Source organism: Candidatus Nitrospira nitrosa (assembly GCF_001458735.1).
GTDB classification, from domain to species: Bacteria; Nitrospirota; Nitrospiria; order Nitrospirales; family Nitrospiraceae; genus Nitrospira_D; species Nitrospira_D nitrosa.
On the sequence record NZ_CZQA01000001.1, the window covers coordinates 1,658,207 to 1,677,166 of the forward strand.

17 protein-coding genes are annotated in these 18,960 nt (G+C 56.6%); 15 read left to right on the plus strand and 2 right to left on the minus strand.

The window, feature by feature from the left end:
* Nucleotides 1–2: 2 nt before the first annotated feature.
* The 12 genes from COMA1_RS07855 (at nucleotide 3) to COMA1_RS07915 (ending at nucleotide 13,177) form a co-directional block, all read left to right on the plus strand.
* Nucleotides 3–2,387 carry a tetratricopeptide repeat protein gene (locus tag COMA1_RS07855; RefSeq protein WP_176697923.1) on the plus strand — a complete coding sequence of 795 codons (2,385 nt, stop codon included), beginning with the start codon at nucleotides 3–5 and terminating at the stop codon, nucleotides 2,385–2,387.
* The gene (locus COMA1_RS07860) at nucleotides 2,387–3,013 is read left to right on the plus strand and encodes a polysaccharide biosynthesis/export family protein (protein ID WP_090746224.1); all 627 of its coding nucleotides are present in this window, start codon (nucleotides 2,387–2,389) and stop codon (nucleotides 3,011–3,013) included. The genes COMA1_RS07855 and COMA1_RS07860 overlap by 1 nt, the downstream gene beginning before the upstream one ends.
* 88 nt (nucleotides 3,014–3,101) lie before the next feature.
* Nucleotides 3,102–4,295, plus strand: a complete 1,194-nt coding sequence (locus COMA1_RS07865; RefSeq protein ID WP_141654255.1) for a porin family protein — start codon at nucleotides 3,102–3,104, stop codon at nucleotides 4,293–4,295.
* The gene (locus COMA1_RS07870; protein ID WP_090746229.1) at nucleotides 4,277–6,061 is read left to right on the plus strand and encodes a Wzz/FepE/Etk N-terminal domain-containing protein; all 1,785 of its coding nucleotides are present in this window, start codon (nucleotides 4,277–4,279) and stop codon (nucleotides 6,059–6,061) included. The genes COMA1_RS07865 and COMA1_RS07870 overlap by 19 nt, the downstream gene beginning before the upstream one ends.
* A 28-nt stretch (nucleotides 6,062–6,089) precedes the next feature.
* Nucleotides 6,090–6,926, plus strand: a complete 837-nt coding sequence (locus COMA1_RS07875; RefSeq protein ID WP_090746232.1) for a CpsD/CapB family tyrosine-protein kinase — start codon at nucleotides 6,090–6,092, stop codon at nucleotides 6,924–6,926.
* 5 nt (nucleotides 6,927–6,931) lie between these two features.
* Nucleotides 6,932–8,356 (plus strand): AAA family ATPase, encoded by a 1,425-nt coding sequence (locus tag COMA1_RS07880; protein WP_090746235.1) that lies wholly within the window; start codon nucleotides 6,932–6,934, stop codon nucleotides 8,354–8,356.
* 287 nt (nucleotides 8,357–8,643) lie between these two features.
* Nucleotides 8,644–9,201 carry a VPLPA-CTERM sorting domain-containing protein gene (locus COMA1_RS07885; protein ID WP_141654256.1) on the plus strand — a complete coding sequence of 186 codons (558 nt, stop codon included), beginning with the start codon at nucleotides 8,644–8,646 and terminating at the stop codon, nucleotides 9,199–9,201.
* Between the two features lie 132 nt (nucleotides 9,202–9,333).
* Nucleotides 9,334–10,842 carry a response regulator transcription factor gene (locus tag COMA1_RS07890; protein ID WP_090746241.1) on the plus strand — a complete coding sequence of 503 codons (1,509 nt, stop codon included), beginning with the start codon at nucleotides 9,334–9,336 and terminating at the stop codon, nucleotides 10,840–10,842.
* 177 nt (nucleotides 10,843–11,019) lie between these two features.
* Nucleotides 11,020–11,325 (plus strand): hypothetical protein, encoded by a 306-nt coding sequence (locus COMA1_RS07895; RefSeq protein ID WP_090746244.1) that lies wholly within the window; start codon nucleotides 11,020–11,022, stop codon nucleotides 11,323–11,325.
* A 62-nt stretch (nucleotides 11,326–11,387) separates the two neighbouring features.
* Nucleotides 11,388–11,633, plus strand: a complete 246-nt coding sequence (locus tag COMA1_RS07900) for a helix-turn-helix domain-containing protein (RefSeq protein WP_090746247.1) — start codon at nucleotides 11,388–11,390, stop codon at nucleotides 11,631–11,633.
* 241 nt (nucleotides 11,634–11,874) lie between these two features.
* Nucleotides 11,875–12,231, plus strand: a complete 357-nt coding sequence (locus tag COMA1_RS07905) for a hypothetical protein (protein ID WP_141654257.1) — start codon at nucleotides 11,875–11,877, stop codon at nucleotides 12,229–12,231.
* Nucleotides 12,232–12,883: 652 nt separating this feature from the next.
* Nucleotides 12,884–13,177 carry a hypothetical protein gene (locus tag COMA1_RS07915; protein WP_090746255.1) on the plus strand — a complete coding sequence of 98 codons (294 nt, stop codon included), beginning with the start codon at nucleotides 12,884–12,886 and terminating at the stop codon, nucleotides 13,175–13,177.
* A gap of 107 nt (nucleotides 13,178–13,284) precedes the next feature.
* Here the strand turns inward: COMA1_RS07915 and COMA1_RS07920 are convergent, their stop codons facing one another.
* The gene (locus tag COMA1_RS07920; RefSeq protein WP_090746258.1) at nucleotides 13,285–14,004 is read right to left on the minus strand and encodes a GntR family transcriptional regulator; all 720 of its coding nucleotides are present in this window, start codon (nucleotides 14,002–14,004) and stop codon (nucleotides 13,285–13,287) included.
* A gap of 107 nt (nucleotides 14,005–14,111) precedes the next feature.
* Entirely contained in the window at nucleotides 14,112–14,678 is a 567-nt protein-coding gene (locus COMA1_RS07925) for a Slp family lipoprotein (protein WP_176697924.1), read from the minus strand.
* A 58-nt stretch (nucleotides 14,679–14,736) separates the two neighbouring features.
* Between COMA1_RS07925 and COMA1_RS07930 the strand changes: the two genes are divergently transcribed.
* From COMA1_RS07930 to COMA1_RS07940, 3 genes are all read left to right on the plus strand, one after another.
* On the plus strand, nucleotides 14,737–15,393 hold the full coding sequence (locus tag COMA1_RS07930; protein ID WP_245630911.1) for a DsbA family protein: 657 nt from the start codon (nucleotides 14,737–14,739) through the stop codon (nucleotides 15,391–15,393).
* Nucleotides 15,394–15,409: 16 nt separating this feature from the next.
* Nucleotides 15,410–15,967 carry an RNA polymerase sigma factor gene (locus COMA1_RS07935; protein ID WP_090746264.1) on the plus strand — a complete coding sequence of 186 codons (558 nt, stop codon included), beginning with the start codon at nucleotides 15,410–15,412 and terminating at the stop codon, nucleotides 15,965–15,967.
* Between the two features lie 172 nt (nucleotides 15,968–16,139).
* The gene (locus COMA1_RS07940) at nucleotides 16,140–18,959 is read left to right on the plus strand and encodes a heavy metal translocating P-type ATPase (RefSeq protein ID WP_245630913.1); all 2,820 of its coding nucleotides are present in this window, start codon (nucleotides 16,140–16,142) and stop codon (nucleotides 18,957–18,959) included.
* Nucleotide 18,960: the final 1 nt, after the last annotated feature.

An 18,960-nucleotide genomic window follows, 5' to 3' on the forward strand; every position in this document is an offset into this window, starting at 1 on the left:
TGATGAAGCGATATGCGGTGCTGTGGATGGTGGCACTTCTGGTGGGTGGCCTCGTCGCCTGTGGCGGGCCGGAAGAGCGCAAGGAGAAATACCGCCTTCGCGCGCAGGACTATTTTCAGCAGGGAGATTATGCGAAAGCGCGAGTTGAACTCAGAAATGTGCTGCAAATCGATCCCAAGGATGTCGATGCCTATTTGCTCTATGCCCAAGTGGAAGAGAAAGAGCGTAACTATCGAAATGCCGCGGGAGCCTATCAACAGGTGATCGAATTGAGTCCGGGGCATGACCGGGCGATGGTCAAGCTCGCGAAGTACTATCTTGAGTTTCGTGCGCTTGAACAGGCGGGAAAACTTGCAGACCAACTGCTCACCGGCCGACCGGAGCATGCCCAGGCTCGGGCCATCAAGATCGCGATCGTCGCCCTAGGGGGAAACCTGAACGGGGCCGTGACGCAGGCCGAACAGCTCGTCACCGACGCTCCGACGGAAATTGATGCGGTCCTCCTCATGGCTTCGCTCTACACCTCGACTCAACGTCCGGCGGAAGCGATGCCCCATCTACGCCGTGCGCTCGGGGCGAATCCGAGCAACCTCGAACTGCTGGATGCCGTGGCGACCACATCGATGAAGCTGGGGAAGCTCGCGGATGCCGAGTCGACGTTTGAGCAGATCGCCAAACTGGAACCGACGATCCTCAGTCACCGACTGCGACAAGTGGCGTTTTATGACCAACAGCAGCAGTACGACAAGGCCGAAGCGATTCTGCAGGAAGCCATTCGACTGAACCCGGAGGATGAACAGCGACGGATGGCACAGGTGGACTACATCGCCCGTCGTCGTGGCGTCGAACAGGCTGAAGCCGTGCTCCAACAAGCGAAGAAAGAGCTGCCACATGCCGGGAAGCTATGGTTCGCACTCGGACGTCTCTACGAATCGACCAAGCGGGGTGACAAGGCGCGTGAGGTGTATCGCGACATTCAGAAAGAGTTCGCCGGCAAACCGGAAGCATCGGAAGCTCAGGTGAAGTTGGCGGGGATGGATTGGGGGGCCGGAAAGACTGAAGACGCCGAGCGGCAGATCGAGGCGGTCTTGAAAGACAATCCTCGCTCCACGGATGCCCTGATGCTGCGTGGACAGATAGCCCTCAAGCGCGGCAAGGGCCAAGACGCCGTGCTCGACTTTCGCTCCATCCTGAAGGATCAGCCGGAATTAGTGGAGGGCCATGTGCTGCTGGCAAGAGCCTATCTGCTCACCGGTGAGCAATCGCTGGCCCGCGAGAGCCTGGATCGGGCGGTGGCCTTGAAGCCTTCGATGACAGAGGCGCACACCTTGTTGGTGGGGTTGGATGCCGCAGCGGGCCAGCTCAAAGAAGCCAAGCAGCGACTGGATCTGTTGATCACCCAGGACCCCAACAATGTGGCGTTGCTCGGGATGCAGTTTCAACTGCAGTTGCAAGAAAAGGATTGGGGTAAGAGTCATGATACGTTGAAGCAGTTGCGTCGGGCCGGAGCGAACGAAGCGCTTGCCAGCCTGGCCGAGGGACACGTTGCCCTCGGCCAGCAGCAGTGGGATGCCGCGGAGAGTGCCTATAACAAGGCGGCGCAGCAACATCCGACGGCACCGGAACCGCTGTTGGCGCTGGTGCAGTTGGATATGCGACGTGGGCGGCCGGTGCATGCACAGAAACGCTTGGAGGGCGTGTTGGCCAAATTCCCGGACCATCCGTACGCCGATGGCTTCCTCGGCGAACTGTTGCTGACAAAGGGAGATCCGGCGTCAGCGGTGGCGCATTTTGAGGCCGCGACCCGTCTCAATCCCAAGTGGACGACTCCGTGGGTCCACCTGGCGCGGGCTCGATTCGGTCAAAAGCAGGTGGGTGAAGGCGATGCGGCGCTGTTAAAAGGACTGGAAGCTAATCCCAAACATGAGCAGCTACGATTGATGTTGGCCTTAAGCCTCACGGCACAGCGTCGTCATGATGAAGCCATTACTCAATACGAGACCGTGCTGAAGCATGCTCCCGGATCACTCTTGGCGGCGAACAATCTTGCCGTCGCCCTGGTCGATCACAAGGGGGATGCGCAGAGCTTGGAACGTGCGTTGGCGTTGAGTCGTGGATTCGAGTCACAGAAGCCGAATCCTTACCTCCTCGACACGCTGGGATGGGCCTACTATAAGTCCGGAAACGGCGTGGATGCGGTTCGTATTCTCCAGAAGGCTACGACGCTGGTTCCTGAACATCCAATTCTGAATTATCACCTCGGTTCCGCCTATGCCAAAGCCGGCCAGCGTGCCGAAGCCGTCGCGCATCTCAAGAAAGCGCTGGCATCCAGCACGGTGTTTGATTGGACTGATACGGCGAAGACGTTGCTCGGAGAGGTCTCTTGATGAACACACCACGAGAAGAACAGTCCAACATTCGATGGAAGGGGCTGGCGGTGTTCATCGGATGTGTCTTTCTCTGGACCGTGAGTCCGATCACGGTCCGCGCAGCGGAGCCGATCAGTGGAGAGCCGATGAATGCAGAGCCGTCTTATCTCCTCGGCCCGGAAGATGTACTGAAGGTTGCAGTGTGGAAGGATGACCAATTGACGCAGGAGATGGTCGTGAGGCCGGATGGGATGATTTCCTTCCCGTTGATCGGGGAGGTCACGGCCGCAGGGCGAACAGCCGAAGACGTGCGTTTGGACGTTACGAAGCGGCTGATGAAATATCTTCCGACGCCGAACGTGACAGTGACGGTGCTCAAGGTACAGAGCTATCGCATCTATGTGTTGGGACGGGTGCTTAAACCGGGAGAGTATCAGGCAGGCCATCATACCGATGTGCTGCAGGCCTTGAGTATGGCCGGGGGACTCACGCCCTATGCCGCGGAGAACGACATCAAGATCATTCGTCGGCAGCAAGGCGGTGAGGAACTGGTGTTTCCCTTCCGCTATGGTGATGCCCGAAAGGGCAGAGAGTTACATCAGAACATCGTCTTGCAGCGCGGCGATGTGGTGATGGTGCCGTGACGGAATGGAAGGTTCCCTTGTGGTTCACAGGCAAGGTGGTGCTCGAGCTCAAACATGGGTTTGGGCCCTTGCCGGAATGTGGGGGCTGGTGTTGTTCACGATAGGAGCCGGGAATGGAGTGAGCAGCGCCGCCGAATGGTCGGCGGCTCCATCGTTGAGCGTGAAGGGTGTCTACAACAGTAATTTGCTGTTGAGTGCCGGGAACAACGAAGTGATCGGTCATTGGATTACCCCGGATCTCAAGTTTAAAGGAGCGACGGAAACCTTCGAGATCGAAGGAGAAACTAAAGCCGATTTTATTCACTACTATGGGAGCAATGAGCGGGAGCTCACCAATCTGTACTTTCCCCTGAGGACTTCGTATCGCTTAGACCGGCACAGCTTCGAATTTGATGGCGGCTTTACGCGTGACAACACCTTGGTTGGGGAGCTGCAACGAACCGGGTTGGTCTTGGGCTTTACACAGCGAAGTCTGTGGACGGCCATGCCGACATGGAAGGTCGGAATCACTGAGCGGTTGTCCTGGAAGACCGGGTACCACTTCATGGATGCGCAGTATCAGGACGGCAGCCGACTTGGCTTTGCGAATTATCAAGTTCACGGAGTGAATGCCGGACCGACCTATCACCTAACTGAGTTGGATGAGGTCAGTCTCACGGGCGAATACAACCTGGTTCGAATTCCTTCGGTCGGACTTGAATCGACCTATTACGGCGCCCAGGGTAGCTGGACGCATGATTTTGGCGATGGAGTAGTCGGTTCAATTTCAGGGGGAGGACGGTTGGTAGGCTCGACGCAGGATATTCCGAGAATCCCGGGCCTGCTTGGGTTTCTATTGGGAAGGACTCGGGACCGCTCGGTGACCAGCCATGAGGTCGTGTGGGTGTACCGAGGGTCGTTGCGGAAACAATTCGAGAGGACAGCGGTTCAGATCGACGGAAGCCGAGAGATTAACCCCAGTGGGTTCGGCCGACTATTGCAGACCGACCGCGTGGGCGGATCGCTTTCTCACAACCTCAGCGAGACGATCAATTTCTCGGTTTCCGGAGCGCTCTATTTTGTCTCAGGGATCAACACGACGGAAGGCAGTCGGCCGTTGCCCCGTACGACGTTTTTCTCCGTTACGCCCACGCTCTCCTGGCAGTTCGCCCAATGGTGGTCGGCCTCGGTGTCTTACACCTACGGAGAACGAGCTGTGGATGATCTCGATCAACGGTACAATTCAAATTCGACTTTCATCATGTTGACGTACGGAGGCGATAAATGGTCAGTGTCGCGATGAGTCAAGATCGGAGATTGCAGGGACGGGCCGCCGCGCGTGCGCGGACACTGCCGGACTATCTGGTTCTCTTGCGCCGGCGCCGAACCTTGATTCTGGCGGTCTGTGTGGCACTCATGGCCGCGAGTGCGGCGCTGGCATTGCTGCTCCCGGCCGTGTATCGCTCGACCGCCACGATTCTCATCGAGGAGCAGGAAATTCCACCCGATCTGGTTCGGTCGGCGATCGCGACCTATGCCGATCAGCGTATCGAGACGATCAAGCAACAAGTCCTCAGCCGGGCCACGCTCTGGCGCATCGTCGAACAGTATGGTCTCTATGAGAAGCTCCGGAAACGGAGCCCGACCGAGGAAGTGTTGGAGCGCTTTACCAAGGACATTCAGATCGATGTTCTGAACGTCAAGGTGGTTGATAAACGGACGCAGAACCCGACCCAAGCCACCATCGCGTTTACCTTGGCGTACGACGGCGAAACTCCGGCATCGGCACAAAAGGTCGCCAATGAACTGACGAGTCTTTTTCTGGCGGAAAACTTGAAAAGCCGCGAACGGCATGCGCAGGAAACCACGGCTTTTCTGAAGCGAGAGGCGGAGAATCTGGATAAGCATATCCAGGAACTGGAAGTCATGCTTGCCGCTGTGAAGCACAAAGCCGACGGGGCGTTGCCGGAGTTGATACAGCTCAATATGCAACTGTTGACTCAGGCGCAGCGCGAGCTGCTTGATGCTGACCGCGATATCCGAAGTCTACGCGAGAAGAAGACATATTTGGAAGGGGAGTTGGCGCAGCTGAAGCCCCAAACACCGATCATTACTGCTAGCGGCGACCGGCTCTTGGATACGGGGGAACGGCTGAAGGCGTTGCGCGCTCAGTATGCCAGTGTCTCCGCCTACATGCTGCCCGACCATCCTGATTTCATCAAACTCAAACAAGAGATCGATTCGCTTGAAAAAGAAACGGGGGGCATCGATGAACGCGATGAACTCTCGAAACAGATCCAGGCCGAGCGAGCGACACTGGCCGATCTTCGAGACCGGATGTATGACTCCCATCCCGATGTGATTCGTGCCCAAGAAGTTGTGGCGTCACTGGAGCGGGAACTGCAGGCCCGCTCGCTTCGCCCGACACTCCCTCCGCCCGTCAAGCCGGAAAACCCCGCCTACATCAACATTCAATCCCAGTTGGCATCGACTCAGGCCATGTTGGGATCGTTGGAGTCGGCTCGAGCCGATCTCAAACGTCGGATGACGGAGTACGCAAAGCGAGTCGAAATGACACCGACGATCGAACCCGACTATATGGACCTGCTCAGAGATCGAGAGAATTCCATGCGCAAGCATCAAGAGATCACGTCCAGACTGATGGAAGCGCAAGTGTCGGCGGAGTTGGAGGTGCAGCGAAAGGGGGAGCGGTTTTCGCTGATCAATCCTCCGGAGCTGCCGGAAAAGCCGGAGCGGCCCAATCGCTTGGCGATTCTCCTACTGGGATCCTTTCTTGCCGTGGGGGGAGGCATCGGAACCGGTGTGGTCATGGACAACGTCGATCGGACGATTCATACCCCTGAACAGTTCGCTCGAGTGTTGCAGGGGGTTCCACTGGCCGTGATTCCCTACCTCCCGTCTGAACGCGAACTCTCGTCTCTTGGACGTCGGCGGACGGTCGTCGGTGTTGCCGGACTTGGTGTCTTGGTGGTGAGTGCGGTGATTGTACATCTGGCATGGATGCCTCTGGATGTCTTGTGGTATGCCATTTGGCGAAAACTCGGATAAGACGAACGACTGAGAGGAGAGTCTCTCGATGGAATATCTCCAGCAAGCACAGGAACGACTCAAGCAACAATCCGACTCAGGAGGTTCCGGCGCACACCGCCCTGCCGACCAGTCGGTGACCCACGCGCCACCCCTGATTTATTCTTCGACCAGAGCGATTTCCCTTTCGGAACAGCTGATGCGGGACCAACGGTTGATTTCCGGACATGCTGAGGGGACCTTTGTCGATGCCTACAAGCGGTTGCGTGCTCAGGTCATGCAGCAGTTTCGCCAAAAAGAGTGGAATGTGCTCGGGATATCCAGCCCTACCGCGCACGAAGGCAAAACCTTGACGGCGGTGAATCTCTCCCTGGCTCTGGCCATGGACCTGGCGCATACGGTCCTGTTGGTTGATGCCGATATGCACCGACCGGCCGTGCACCGACTGTTTGGTATGGAACAAGCCCAGGGATTGACGGAATATCTGTTCGATCAGGTGCCGCTTACGCAGCTCCTGGTTCATCCCGGAGTCGGGCGGCTGGTGTTTCTACCGGGGGGACGCTCGATCAAGAATTCTGCGGAGGCGCTGGCCTCTCCCAGAATGGCCGCTCTTGCCCAGGAGCTCAAGCATCGCTATCCCTCACGATTCATCGTGCTGGACTTGCCGCCGATCTTGTCTCGAGCCGATGTGTTGGGATTCAGTTCCCACATCGATGCCCTGTTGCTCGTGATCGAAGAAGGGCGCACCTCATCGATTGAGGTCGAACAGGCCGTGTCGGCCATTGCGGGCACTGTGCCCATTCTTGGAGGTGTTCTCAATAAATCAGGGCGTACACAACTGACCAAGCGGCGAGCCATGGGTTTGCTGCACAGCCACTCTGCGTAGGAATCATGTACGAAACACACTATCACTTGAAGACGAAGCCCTTCACGTTGTTGCCGGATCCGGAATTCCTCTATTTAGGGGCCAAGCACAAGATGGCGCTCAGCCTTTTAGAATATGGGTTGACGAACGGGTCGGCCTTGATCGTCATCGCCGGAGATCCCGGTACGGGAAAAACCACATTGTTGAACCGGTTGCTGGATGAGACCCGCCATCCCTGGACCGTCGGTGTGTTGTCGAACACGCATGTCGGCATCGGTGGGCTGCTGCCGTGGATTGCCGCCTCCTTCGATCTGTCGATCGCCGGGAAGAGTGACGTGGAGGCGTTTCATGAGTTCGCCAAATTTCTCGAACGTGAACGAACTGCCGGACGGCGCGTGCTGTTGATGGTCGACGAAGCGCAAAACATCGGAACTACGATGTTGGAAGAGCTTCGGTTGCTCTCGAATCTCAATGACGGACGTCGTCGATCGCTACAGATTCTCTTGTCGGGACAATTGGGTTTGCGGGATCTGTTGAAGGGGCCGGGCATGGTCCAATTCGCCCAACGGATCGGTGTCGAGTACACGCTGGAGGCACTCTCGGAAGAGGAAACGCGTGGGTATATGAGGCATCGGTTGGATGTCGCCGGTAGACGCACGCCGCTGTTTACGACGTTGGCAAGCCGTTCGGTGTTTCGCTTGACCGGGGGTACTCCGCGTCTGATCAATCAGCTCTGTGATCATGCCCTGGTGTATGGCTTTGCCGCCCAGGTGGAGGTCATTACGTCTGGCATTGTGCTGGAGACTGCGGCAGCTCGTGACCGTCATGGTGTATTCCCGTTCAAGGTCTCGCCGGAATCCGTCGAATGGTCTCAACAAGCGATTGGAGAAGAACGGGAAGAAGTGAAGTGCTTTGTCACAGGGAATAGCCCATCAAACACGCCGGTCCAGCCGTCTGATCAGGACGGCGAACAAGATCTGCCGGTTCTGTATCGAGAAGCCATGGCACTCCAGGAAGCAGGCAATTTCAAACAAGCCATCGTACTGTTCAATCGCGTGACCGGTGACGAGTCCTGGGGGACGAAGGCCCTGATGAAAAAAGGATTGTGCTTGCGCGCAATGGGACAATTCGATGAGGCCCTCAGCACATTCCACGCTGCCATCGATCGCAAGGCAGCCTCATCAAAAGATCACCTCGCATTACAATACCTATTGGGACGCACATTCGAGGATGCCGGCAAATCGGCTGAGGCAGCCGAGCGTTATAGGCGAATCTATCAGGAAGTGGGATCGTATCGTGACATCGAGGTACGGTTGGACCGACTCAGCGGACTTCCCCTAAACGATCAACTCACAAATTCTGTTTCATCGTCCTGGTGGGGAGGCCTGTTCCGGCCATCTGACCGAGTACCTCGCGACGAAAGAACGCACAAATTCCCCACGTTCAAATAATTCGGCCTCGAGGTTTCTGTAAATTGATCAAACAAGAGTAAGTACCTGACCAGCACTCGTACAACTGGCTTCTCTGTCGAGAAGCTTCTCCCTAGCCACTTGGGCCAACTGTCTCGGTCATTTCAGTCCCTTGACCTGTATTTCTTGTCACATCTGTAGCATCTGTTGCCACAGTCGGTAGACCACGTTTGTCCTGGGACGGTATTGTCTGCCCTATGGTCACGATGCTCTGGGTATCTAACCATACGGAGGGTCATTTTACTTCACCTCTATCAAAGGAGTGTTCCATGAAACATACGTACAACCTCAAGACAGCGATGTCCGGCCTTTTTGTCGCCGGCGTCCTCTCGATGGCGGTGACGGCACAGGCCGTCACGCTTGATGCTGGTGTCTTTGCGGTGGGCAACGGCGATGCGGCGAATCCGGTCGTGATTAATGTCCCAGATCCAGGTTTGTCCGGAGGGAGCGGAATTTTCTTGGACACCATTAATTTTGATCTGGGTTCATTCACGCATTTCAATATGACGTCCGTAGCCAATAGCATCACTGCTTTTGGCTCCACCATTTTTGAGAACAATGGTGATTCTGAGCTTCCCGTAGTGCCTGGCGGGTATCAAGGTGCAGCTGACACGTTCAACGCACTAGCACTGGCCGACCTTGGGCTTTCGCGTGATTATCACCTGCATCCTGCAGGCCTTGCTCCTGCTGGAGCAGGCTACACGTTGACCTTGTGGGGCTCGAATGGTGGCCCGGCTGTTCCACTCCCTGCTGCAGCCTGGCTGTTCGGCAGCGGCGTGATCGGATTGGCGGGCTTGGCCCGTCGCAAGATGGCGGCGGCAGTCTGATCTCGAGACTGGTTCACGGAAGGACTCCACGCGGGTTCTTCTACGGCATCGGCGGCTACCTTGGCACATGCTGAGGTAGCCGTCAGATGGTGGGGCCGATCCGTTGAAATCGAATTGCTTGATGGAATTACCATGAAACACAGAATGAACACTCGGTCGCGATTGGTCTCACGGTCGTTCGTGGAATGTTTCAGTTTACTGGCCCTGCTGGTGTTCTGGTCAGTAGGGATGAGCCAGGAAGTGAGCGCTGCGGTACTGTACCCCATCGGTGATCGACCGATCGCTGTCTCGGCGCCGGTCAATGCCGATAGGTGGGACATCGACGACCAGGTCGACGCGGAAATGGTCGATCGGCAACCCGTGCTCTCATTGACGACCTCGCCGGCTGATTTGGTGCGCGCTTTGGCGATTTCCTATCATGAACTCACGGCGGTCGGTTGGCGCTCGATATTCGAGGTCGATCACGAGGCTTGGGGATTTACCTTCGCCTTGACGCTACAAGGACGACCGGGGCATGGGCCGCTTCTGCTGTCAATTGGTCCGGTCAAGCTGGCCAGCAGTTCGCCGATCATGCCTCTTGCATCTTCTCCCTCGTCTGTTCTGCTGTTTTTGCCCGGGTTAGTCGGCCTACTCGGAGTCCTGTTGCGTGAACAACATCGGCTGACAGCGTCCGGTTCCGAAACGGAATCGCTGAGAGAACCGCCGCCGTTTGGAAGTACTCCCGGCTTGCTCATCCTGTCGGCGGATCCCACATTCTCTCAGGGCATTCAAGCGCAGGTGAGCCAAGCGGGGTATCCGTCTCGAATCGCCGCTGACATCAATGACACCCTCACGATCAGTGAACATGTCGTGCCGGCGCTTCTCCTCGTTGATCGCCGCGTTCCAGATTGGGACATGCTTCGTACCAGTCCGGTGCTGAAGAGCGTCCCCATGATCAGCTTGGCACCGGCAGGAAGTTTGTGCACGGAGGAGCAATGGATGTCGGACTTGGAGCGTGGAGCAGACAGCATCTACGATTTTTGTGATGGAGGCCGCCTGTTTCTTGCCAAGCTGAGAGCCTCCCTTCGGCGAGCCGGGTGTGCGGTCACCAATCGCGCCGTGTACCAGGTGGGGGCTCTGCACTTGGATGCGGATCACCATGAGGTGACGATTGCCGGGCAGCAGCTTCCGCTTTCCTCAAAGCCGTTTGCCATTCTCAAAACGCTGATGGAGGCGCCCTCCAGAGTATTCAGTCGAAGTGAATTGGTCGATCGCGTGTGGGGGCCGCAATTTGCCATTGGGCAACACACGCTGGATGTGCATGTCCATGCGCTTCGCCGGCAACTGGATCTAGTCCCACAACGGCGTTGTCAGCTCATCACGATCAAGGGAGTTGGGTTCAAGCTCAAGGCGGAGAATGCGATGCCGGTCTCCTGTGCCGTGGAAGTCGAGTGTTCGATTCACCCGGGTGATCGCAACACATCTGAAGAATTAGCGGCAGCCTCCGGCTTACGAGCGAAACAAGCCAGCGTCGATCCGCTCTGTCAGTTTCCCTCACCTCACGTTCCCGCCCTTAAGCGGGTCACACGCCGGCGTCCTAACCGGATGCCACGAAGGCCAACAGCAGTGGGTCATTTTGGCCATGCGGCACTCGCTAGTTAGATTGTGTCCTCATGTGCTCCTTCGTGATGACTAGAATTGGGTAGAAGAGAAAAGAATGACTCCTTTCCGGGGTGGGCCGAGGTGCGGAAGGTCAATCGAACGCTCCTCATGTCCAGCCTGGACTGGGGGGGGCGGTGTGCCGCTCGGGGGATGGTGAGAAAAATAAGAGGGAATTCAATGGATAAGCTACGAATTGGGTTGGTGTGTATGGGGATCGGTATCGGCTGTGGTAGTTGGGCTCAGGCTATGACGGATCGAACGGTCATGCTGATGCTTGGGGGACAGTATTGCGATCTCTATCTCGGAAATGTCGAATCTGCTCTGAAACAAATTGCCGGTGTCAAAGCAGTCGATCTCAAGAGCATGAAAAGGCATGCGATTGTGACGCTGGAGGGTGATAAGTCGACGACGAAGCAGCTCGCCGACGCCGTGAATGGAGTGAAGGGAGAAGGCTGGCATTGTAGTGCTCAAGTCATGAAGTAAGCGAGCATTCTGAATTTGAACCATCTGCCCCGTGAACATTGCGTCCGACAGAGATCTAGACGATGGAACCGTTGTTGCTGCGTATCCAGGAAGCCGCCGAGGTGCTTCAAGTCAGTAAATGGACGATTTATCGGTGGATCGATGAAGGTCGTTTACGTGGTACTAAAATCGGCCAAGGCAGCCTGCGGGTGTTTCGCGCATCGGTCAGTGAACTGATCGAGAAGGAAAAGATCGACGGGGAAAAGACTCAGGTCAATGGCCGGATCAAATCCGTTGAGCCTCGCCCAGCGAAACGGAAAGGTCGATGACGCTCATAGGGGGTAGTAAGGGCGAGGAAGAACGCAGAACGGCACTCTGACTTGGTGAGACATCTGAACTGAGTGATCCACCGAGTTTGGTCTTGGTCGGTTCAATATTGCGCTGCGTAATTCACCAATCAATAGTCCGCACCATTGAGCTCAATGGCTCACTTCTAGTCTGTTGCTGCTTTAGCAGGTACAGGGCATTGAATTTCTGGTGCAAGCGGGGCATCGGTGGTGGACAGAGAGAATGAACCGGTATAGATACGACATCAGCATGGCTACCCTTCGATCAACCTGGTTCCCTCCCGCTGTCTCGTGCCTGATGCTTCTTGTGTATCTAGGGCTGGTTGTGCTCGCCGCCGGCTGCGCCGCGATGCCCATCGTGCCGTCGGAAGCCCATCATCATTCCCAAGATGCGACGCATTCTGCGCTTTGTGCCTGGTCTTGCCAGATGGTATCGCAAAGTGCGCTCGCCGCATCCGTGCCCACGGCAGTCGCCACTGTCGTCATGATTTCAGGGATGGTTCCTGTTCCTCAGTCCCGTCCTGAGTCTCCTTCTATTTCGCGCTCCTCTCGCGCTCCGCCTCTGTTCATCGTCGGATAATTCAGGGAAGACGCGCTCTGCAATCTTTGCGTAGACGACGGATTTCCACATCTCATCCGTCGAGCTCGTTTCGAACGCGTCCTATCTGATCCATCGCAATCGTCCTATTGACATGTCGGAACATGTGCAACGTCCCGGGAGCGGTGGCCCGCCACTCTCGGATAGATCGGAGCGGGGCTTCTCCTTCCATGGAGACCTCGCTCCAGTCACCTAATCTGACTTAGGAGGGTAGAGTTATTCAGAATTCCTGGTGGTTATGCTCAAACTCATGGAGCGATTCATGTCCGGGTCGAGCTGCCCCCTCACTCGGACCGACCCGGGGCGCGGGTGTCACCTCCGTCGACCTCCGCCCCGGCTCCTTTATCTGGAAAATGACAGGGTGAAGTAGCAAGTAGCAGGAATAAATCAGATAGGCAGTGCGAACTGTAGTAGGCGAGAGCGGGCAGATGACATGGAGCGAGAGGCGATGAACGAAACAGGTCTCGCAGTTGTGCATAGGTTCGAGAGACAAGGTGTCCATCCTCTCTACTCCTTTATTTCACCACTCCATTGCCTATCGACCAGTCTCAATACAACTGACTGGGTCGGAGGTGTATACTCAACGTCGATAGTACGAGCTGATTTCAATCAACTAGCCCTATGAGGAGGTCGCATGAACAGGATGAAAGCCGCCGTTGTCGCAGTTTCAGTATGTGGATTGCTCGCAGGGGGATTCGCAAGTGCAGCGCTGGCGGGCGAGGGCGGACATGTGAAGGAAGTGATCAAGCACGCCAAAGAGGGAATTGCGCACGAAAAGGAAGCGATCAAACATCTGGAAGAGGCCATTCAGGGAAGCGACAATCCCCACGCCAAGGAAGCGCTTGAGCATGCGAAGGAATCGATGAAACATGCCGAGGAATCTCTGGCACATGCCGAAGAGGCCCACCACCCGGCAAAAAAGAAGTAGGCCGGCGAACACGTCGCCTCACGGAGCATGAAGCCGTACTGAAAAGCGGTTTCATGCTCCGCGCGTAGATCCGAATCCGTCCCTTCTGCCGTGAACGGCTGCATCGTTTATCTCTTCTTGAGATACGAGCGAGCCAGCGCATCCTTGATCGTGTTTCGGATGTGATTCCGCCCCGCTTCGATGTTCTCCCGCATCGCCTCGCGTGCACCTGCCGCGTCCTTCGTCAGAATCCGATTCAGAATCTCCAGATGTTGACGGCATGTTCTTTCGGCGCGTTCCGGGTTTTCAAAGTCCAGCAACCGAAACAGCGTCAAGCGCTCATTGATGGTTCGAAGACTCCGAAGCAGGAACGTGTTCCCGAGGACGCGGGCGAGGGTGTCGTGAAAGAGGGTATCGAGGATCGCAAATTCTTCTGGTTTCTTCGACGGTTCCTTCAGGAGGTCAGCCCACGTGTGCTGAAGGTCATCAAGATCAGCCTGGTGTTGTGAGAGCATATCTTGAGCGGCCAAACGCTCGACGGTATAGAGTTCCAGTGCCTGGCGCACTTCGTAGAGTTCTTCAATTTCCTCGGTCGTGTACTGCTTAACGACATAGCTTCGGTTGGGCAGTTTTCTGATGAAGCCATATGAGGTCAAGACGCGTAGCGCCTCCCGAATCGGACTGCGGCTCATCCCAAACCGCTTGCACAATCCATCTTCAGTCAACCGATGTTCCGGCGGGTAGTGCCAGTGGACGATCTCTTCCTTCAGTGTCGCCACGACTGCCGAGCTGAGGTTTGATGAGGCAGGTTTCTCCTGTGTGTCCTTCCGGCGGACCATCTTCTTCATGTGTGTGTCTCCATTAGTAGACTAGCGTTGTATACCGTCATCTTTAGCCCGCTGAGTAGATGGCGTAAGGGGACTCCATCTCGACGATCCGATCGTCTTTTTCAGGTTTACCAATAATACGGCCAGGGGTGCCAATAAGGAGACCAGTAGGGGCCCCAAGAGGGGCCAGGGCCGAGAGGGCGACGGATGCGTGGAACCTCTTCCTCCTGTTCGCTCCACACACGCAAACTGGTCACATGCATGAGCGGATAGCTGTACTCCGTTTCATCGAGCGGTAGGGTGATGGAACCGGCCATTTCACCCGTTACGGTGATGAACGTACCAGCAGGGATGGTTGCAGGGTCAAGGAACTCCTTCCGCAATGCGACGAACCGGCCTTGGGAAGTGCTAAGGTCCGTGGTCGGTTGAAGGGAGCCAGCTAACGGCAACTGGAGGATTTCAATTCTGGTTCCTTCTTTAAGTCGGCGCGCTCCCAGCACTTTGCCGCCGAACGTCACGGGTTGTCCGTTGTAAGACTCAGGTGCTGCTTTCACTTGCCCAAAGGTCAACGGAGGCGCGTCGGACGAGAGCGTCTCTGTGTGATCGCCGGTGAAGGCACAGCCGGAGATCATGATGGCAGAAGAGAGGCTTGCAGCAAGAATTCGGCCCATGGAAGCAATTATAACAAAGCACACAGGGGCTCTCCATCCGTTATAATAGCCCTGCCCAGTTAATCTGAGAAAGGAGTCGGACATGAAGAATCAGTCGAGATCGAGGTGGACGGCAGTGGTTTGGACGATGGGGGTAGTGGGATTGCTGCTTGCTCCAGTCGTGGCACAGGCAACCAAGCCGGAGCTGAAGGGGAAATTCGAGATTCTCAAGGATGAGACGTCCACCCATCAACCGGGAAAAGTCAAAGTCATCGAGTTTGCGGATTTCTATTGTCCGCATTGCCACCACTTCGAAGAGACAGGGGTTCCTCTGCTGGTGAAAGAATTCGGGAATCGGGTTGAAATTACGATGGTCGGGTTTCCGGTCATCCATGGGAAGCTGCCGACTCCGTTTGATATGTACGAGCAAGCCAAGATGATGGGGAAAGGCGATCAGATGAAGGCCGTCTTGTTCCGTACCATTCACAAGGAAAAACTCGATGGGGTGTTGGATCGCTCGATTCGCTCATTGCTGATCAAGGAGGTCGGCTTAGATGTGGCGGCATTCGAGGCTGGGATGGAAAGTGGAAAACCGGCCAAGTTGTTCGAAGAGGGCCGTCGCTGGGGTGAACGGATCAAGGTGTCTTCCACTCCGTCGATTCTGATTGACGGGAACATTAAGGTCGATGGCGTCAACATGACGCCGGAGAACGTGCTCACCATCATCCGAAGTATTCTTGAAGCCGATACGAAAAAGTAATCGGTGACGATTGGTGATGGCGGAGGCTAAGGCACAGGGCATTATTCAACGCCTTCTGGAGGATGAATCGGCTCTGAGAAAGTTTGTTCGTCGTCGGGTCGGCGAAGAAGCCCTCGTGGACGATATTCTTCAGCAAAGCTTCGCCCGAGCAGTCGCCTCCGCTCACTCCTTGCACAATGAGGAAAGTGTACTTGCCTGGTTCTACCGCATCCTTCGTCATGCGATAGCCGATTATTATCGTGCACAGGGAGCTGAGGCTCGCCGCAATCAAGCATTCCTGGAGGAATCGACCATTTCCGGCATCCTCCAGGAACCATCTTTGGATGAGGTGCAGGCTACCGCATGTGCCTGCCTTCACGATCTCATTCCGAGCCTTCGAGGAAACTATGCGGACCTCATCAAGCGCATCGATCTTGGTGGCGAATCGCCGGAACAGGTTGCGAAAGAACTCAAGATATCTCGGAACAATCTCACGGTTCGCTTGCACCGAGCCCGTCAATCCTTGCGGGCTTCTCTCGAAGACGCCTGCGGGATCTGCAGTAAGCACGGATGCCTCAACTGTTCCTGTGGATAACAGGTTGCCACGTCTCTCCAACTCGCATCGGTCTCGGTGGTTGTCCCCGTATTTTTGCCCCCTAATCATGTGTGTCTCTTAGTCTTCTGTAATATTTGACGACCTGCTCCGTCTGTAATGCTGAAGGCGACAATAAGTCGCCGTACGGGATACAATGAAAGGAGTTGGACGCATGGTGAATGAATCATCGGGCGGATGTTGCGGGAGACTGCATGCAGGACATGATCATATGAGCAAAGATATTCAAGACACCCATGACGCTTCGCGTGCTCACACGAAGACGGAGATCGATCCCATTTGCGGGATGAGTGTCGATCCAACCGGCGCAGCGGGTCAGTATGATTATAAAGGTGCAACCTACTATTTCTGTGCGGTGTCGTGTTTGGAACGATTTCGCGCGGATCCCGAGCGTGCATTGAGCAAGAAGCCGGTCAATCTCGTCACCATGCCTTCTTCGAGAAAGCCGCTTCCCATGATGCAGCCGACCGAGCACGCTGAGATCGATCCGGTGTGCGGGATGACGGTTGATCCAGCCACGGCAGCGGGCCGATACGAGTATCAAGGGAAGACCTATTATTTCTGTGCGCTGTCCTGTCTGGCGCGATTCCGTGCACATCCAGAAGAGGTGCTCAGCAAAAAGAAGCCATTGCCGATGATGCAGCCGACCGAGCATGCCGAGATCGATCCGGTCTGTGGGATGACGGTGCAACCTACCACAGCTGCCGGGTCGTACGAATATCGAGGGGAACGGTATTATTTCTGTGCCACGCGGTGTCTCGAAAAATTTCGTGACGATCCCGAGTATTACCTGCTTCCGCCTGACCAGCGAGTCCCCAAACCTGTTGCGGTCCCTGCCGGTGGCGTCGTCGAGTATGTCTGTCCAATGGATCCGGAGGTGCTGGAGACGCAACCGGGTGCCTGCAGGATTTGTGGGATGGCGCTTGAGCCCAAAGTAGTTTCGGCTGAGGACGTCGGCAATCCTGAACTGGAGGACATGAGCCGGAGATTCCGGATCTGCTTGGGACCGGCGGTGTTGGTGATGTTCATCGCCATGTCCGACATGATTCCCGGCATGCCGCTCCACCATCGGTTCGGAGGGGAGGTGCTGAACTGGGTGCAGCTGCTGTTGGCCACGCCGGTGGTACTTTGGGGCGGAGCCCCGTTCTTTCAACGGGGATGGGCCTCCATCGTGAACCACGCGCCGAACATGTTCACGCTGATCGCCATCGGAACCGGGGCTGCCTTTGGGTACAGTATTCTGGCGACGCTGCTGCCGACGCTCCTGCCTGCATCCTTTCATCGACCCGATGGAACCGTGGCTGTCTATTTCGAAGCAGCCGCCATGATTACGGTGCTGGTATTGCTCGGACAGGTGTTGGAACTGCGGGCGAGGAGTCAGACGAGTTCCGCGATCAAGAGTCTCTTGCGACTGGCTCCGGCGACAGCCCGACTCGTCCGTCCGGATGGGAGCGAGGAAGATGTTCCCCTGGATCAGGTGCATGTGGGAGACCGGTTGCGCGTACGACCAGGGGAACGTGTGCCGGTCGATGGGCTGGTGGTGGAAGGGAGTACCTCGGTCGATGAGTCAATGATCACGGGGGAATCGATTCCCATCGCGAAGGAGATCGGAGTGTCCGTGACTGGTGGGACGATGAACGGCACCGGGAGCATGCTCATGCGGGCGCAACGGGTTGGTCGCGAGACGTTGCTGGCAAGGATCGTCCAGATGGTCAGCGATGCGCAGCGGAGCCGTGCTCCGATTCAACGCGTGGCCGATGTGGCAGCGGGATACTTTGTCCCGCTTGTCGTGTCGGTGGCAGTTCTGACCGCTCTTGCCTGGGCTCTCTGGGGGCCTGAGCCCAAGCTGGCCTATGCGCTTGTGAATGCCGTGGCGGTACTGATCATTGCCTGCCCCTGCGCCTTGGGCTTAGCGACGCCCATGTCCATCATGGTTGGGACAGGACGAGGGGCGACAGCAGGTGTGCTCGTGAAGAAGGCGGAAGCGCTTGAAGTCTTGGGCAAGGTGGATACGATCGTGTTCGACAAGACCGGAACATTAACCGAGGGGAAGCCGGCCTTGATGACCGTTCATCCGACTCCTGCCTGGAGCGAGTCGGACCTGCTCCGTTTGGCGGCGAGTCTTGAGCAGGGAAGTGAGCATCCGCTGGCGGGGGCCATCGTGGCCGGCGCGCGGAGCCGCAAGATCCCCACGGTTGCGTCCGGACAGTTCCAATCAACCACCGGCAAAGGAGTCTCCGGTCTTGTTGAGCAGAATTCTGTTGCCATCGGGACGGCGTCCTTCTTGAGGGAGACGATCGGTGTGACTGCTGGTGAGCTGGCCACACTTGAGGCAGAGGCAGATCGACTTAGGCAAGAAGGACAGACCGTCGTCTTTGTGGCAATCGATGGAAAGGCTGGAGGGTTGTTGGGTGTGGCGGATCCGATTAAGGCCTCGACCGGAGACGCAGTCCGCCTATTGCAAGCCGATGGCCTTCGGCTGGTGATGTTGACTGGGGACCATCAGCAGACGGCCAACGCTGTGGGCAGACAACTAGGCCTCGACGATGTCAGAGCCGGAGTGTTGCCCAACCAGAAAGGCGAGGTTGTCGCCCGATTGAAAGCAGAGGGTCGAATTGTGGCGATGGCAGGGGACGGAGTCAATGATGCGCCGGCTCTGGCCCTCGCCGATGTCGGCATTGCGATGGGAACCGGTGCCGACGTGGCGATTGAGAGTGCGGGGATGACGCTGGTCAAGGGTGATCTTCGGGCGCTGGTTCGGGCCAGACGGTTGAGCAAAGCGACGATGCAGAATATCCGGCAGAATCTCTTTTTTGCCTTCGTCTATAACCTCGTGGGTGTGCCGGTCGCGGCTGGAGTGTTGTATCCATTCTTTGGCTTGCTCCTGAGCCCGATGATCGCCAGTGCCGCGATGACGTTCAGCTCCGTCTCCGTGATCTCCAACGCACTTCGTTTACGTAGACTGGCGCTCTAAT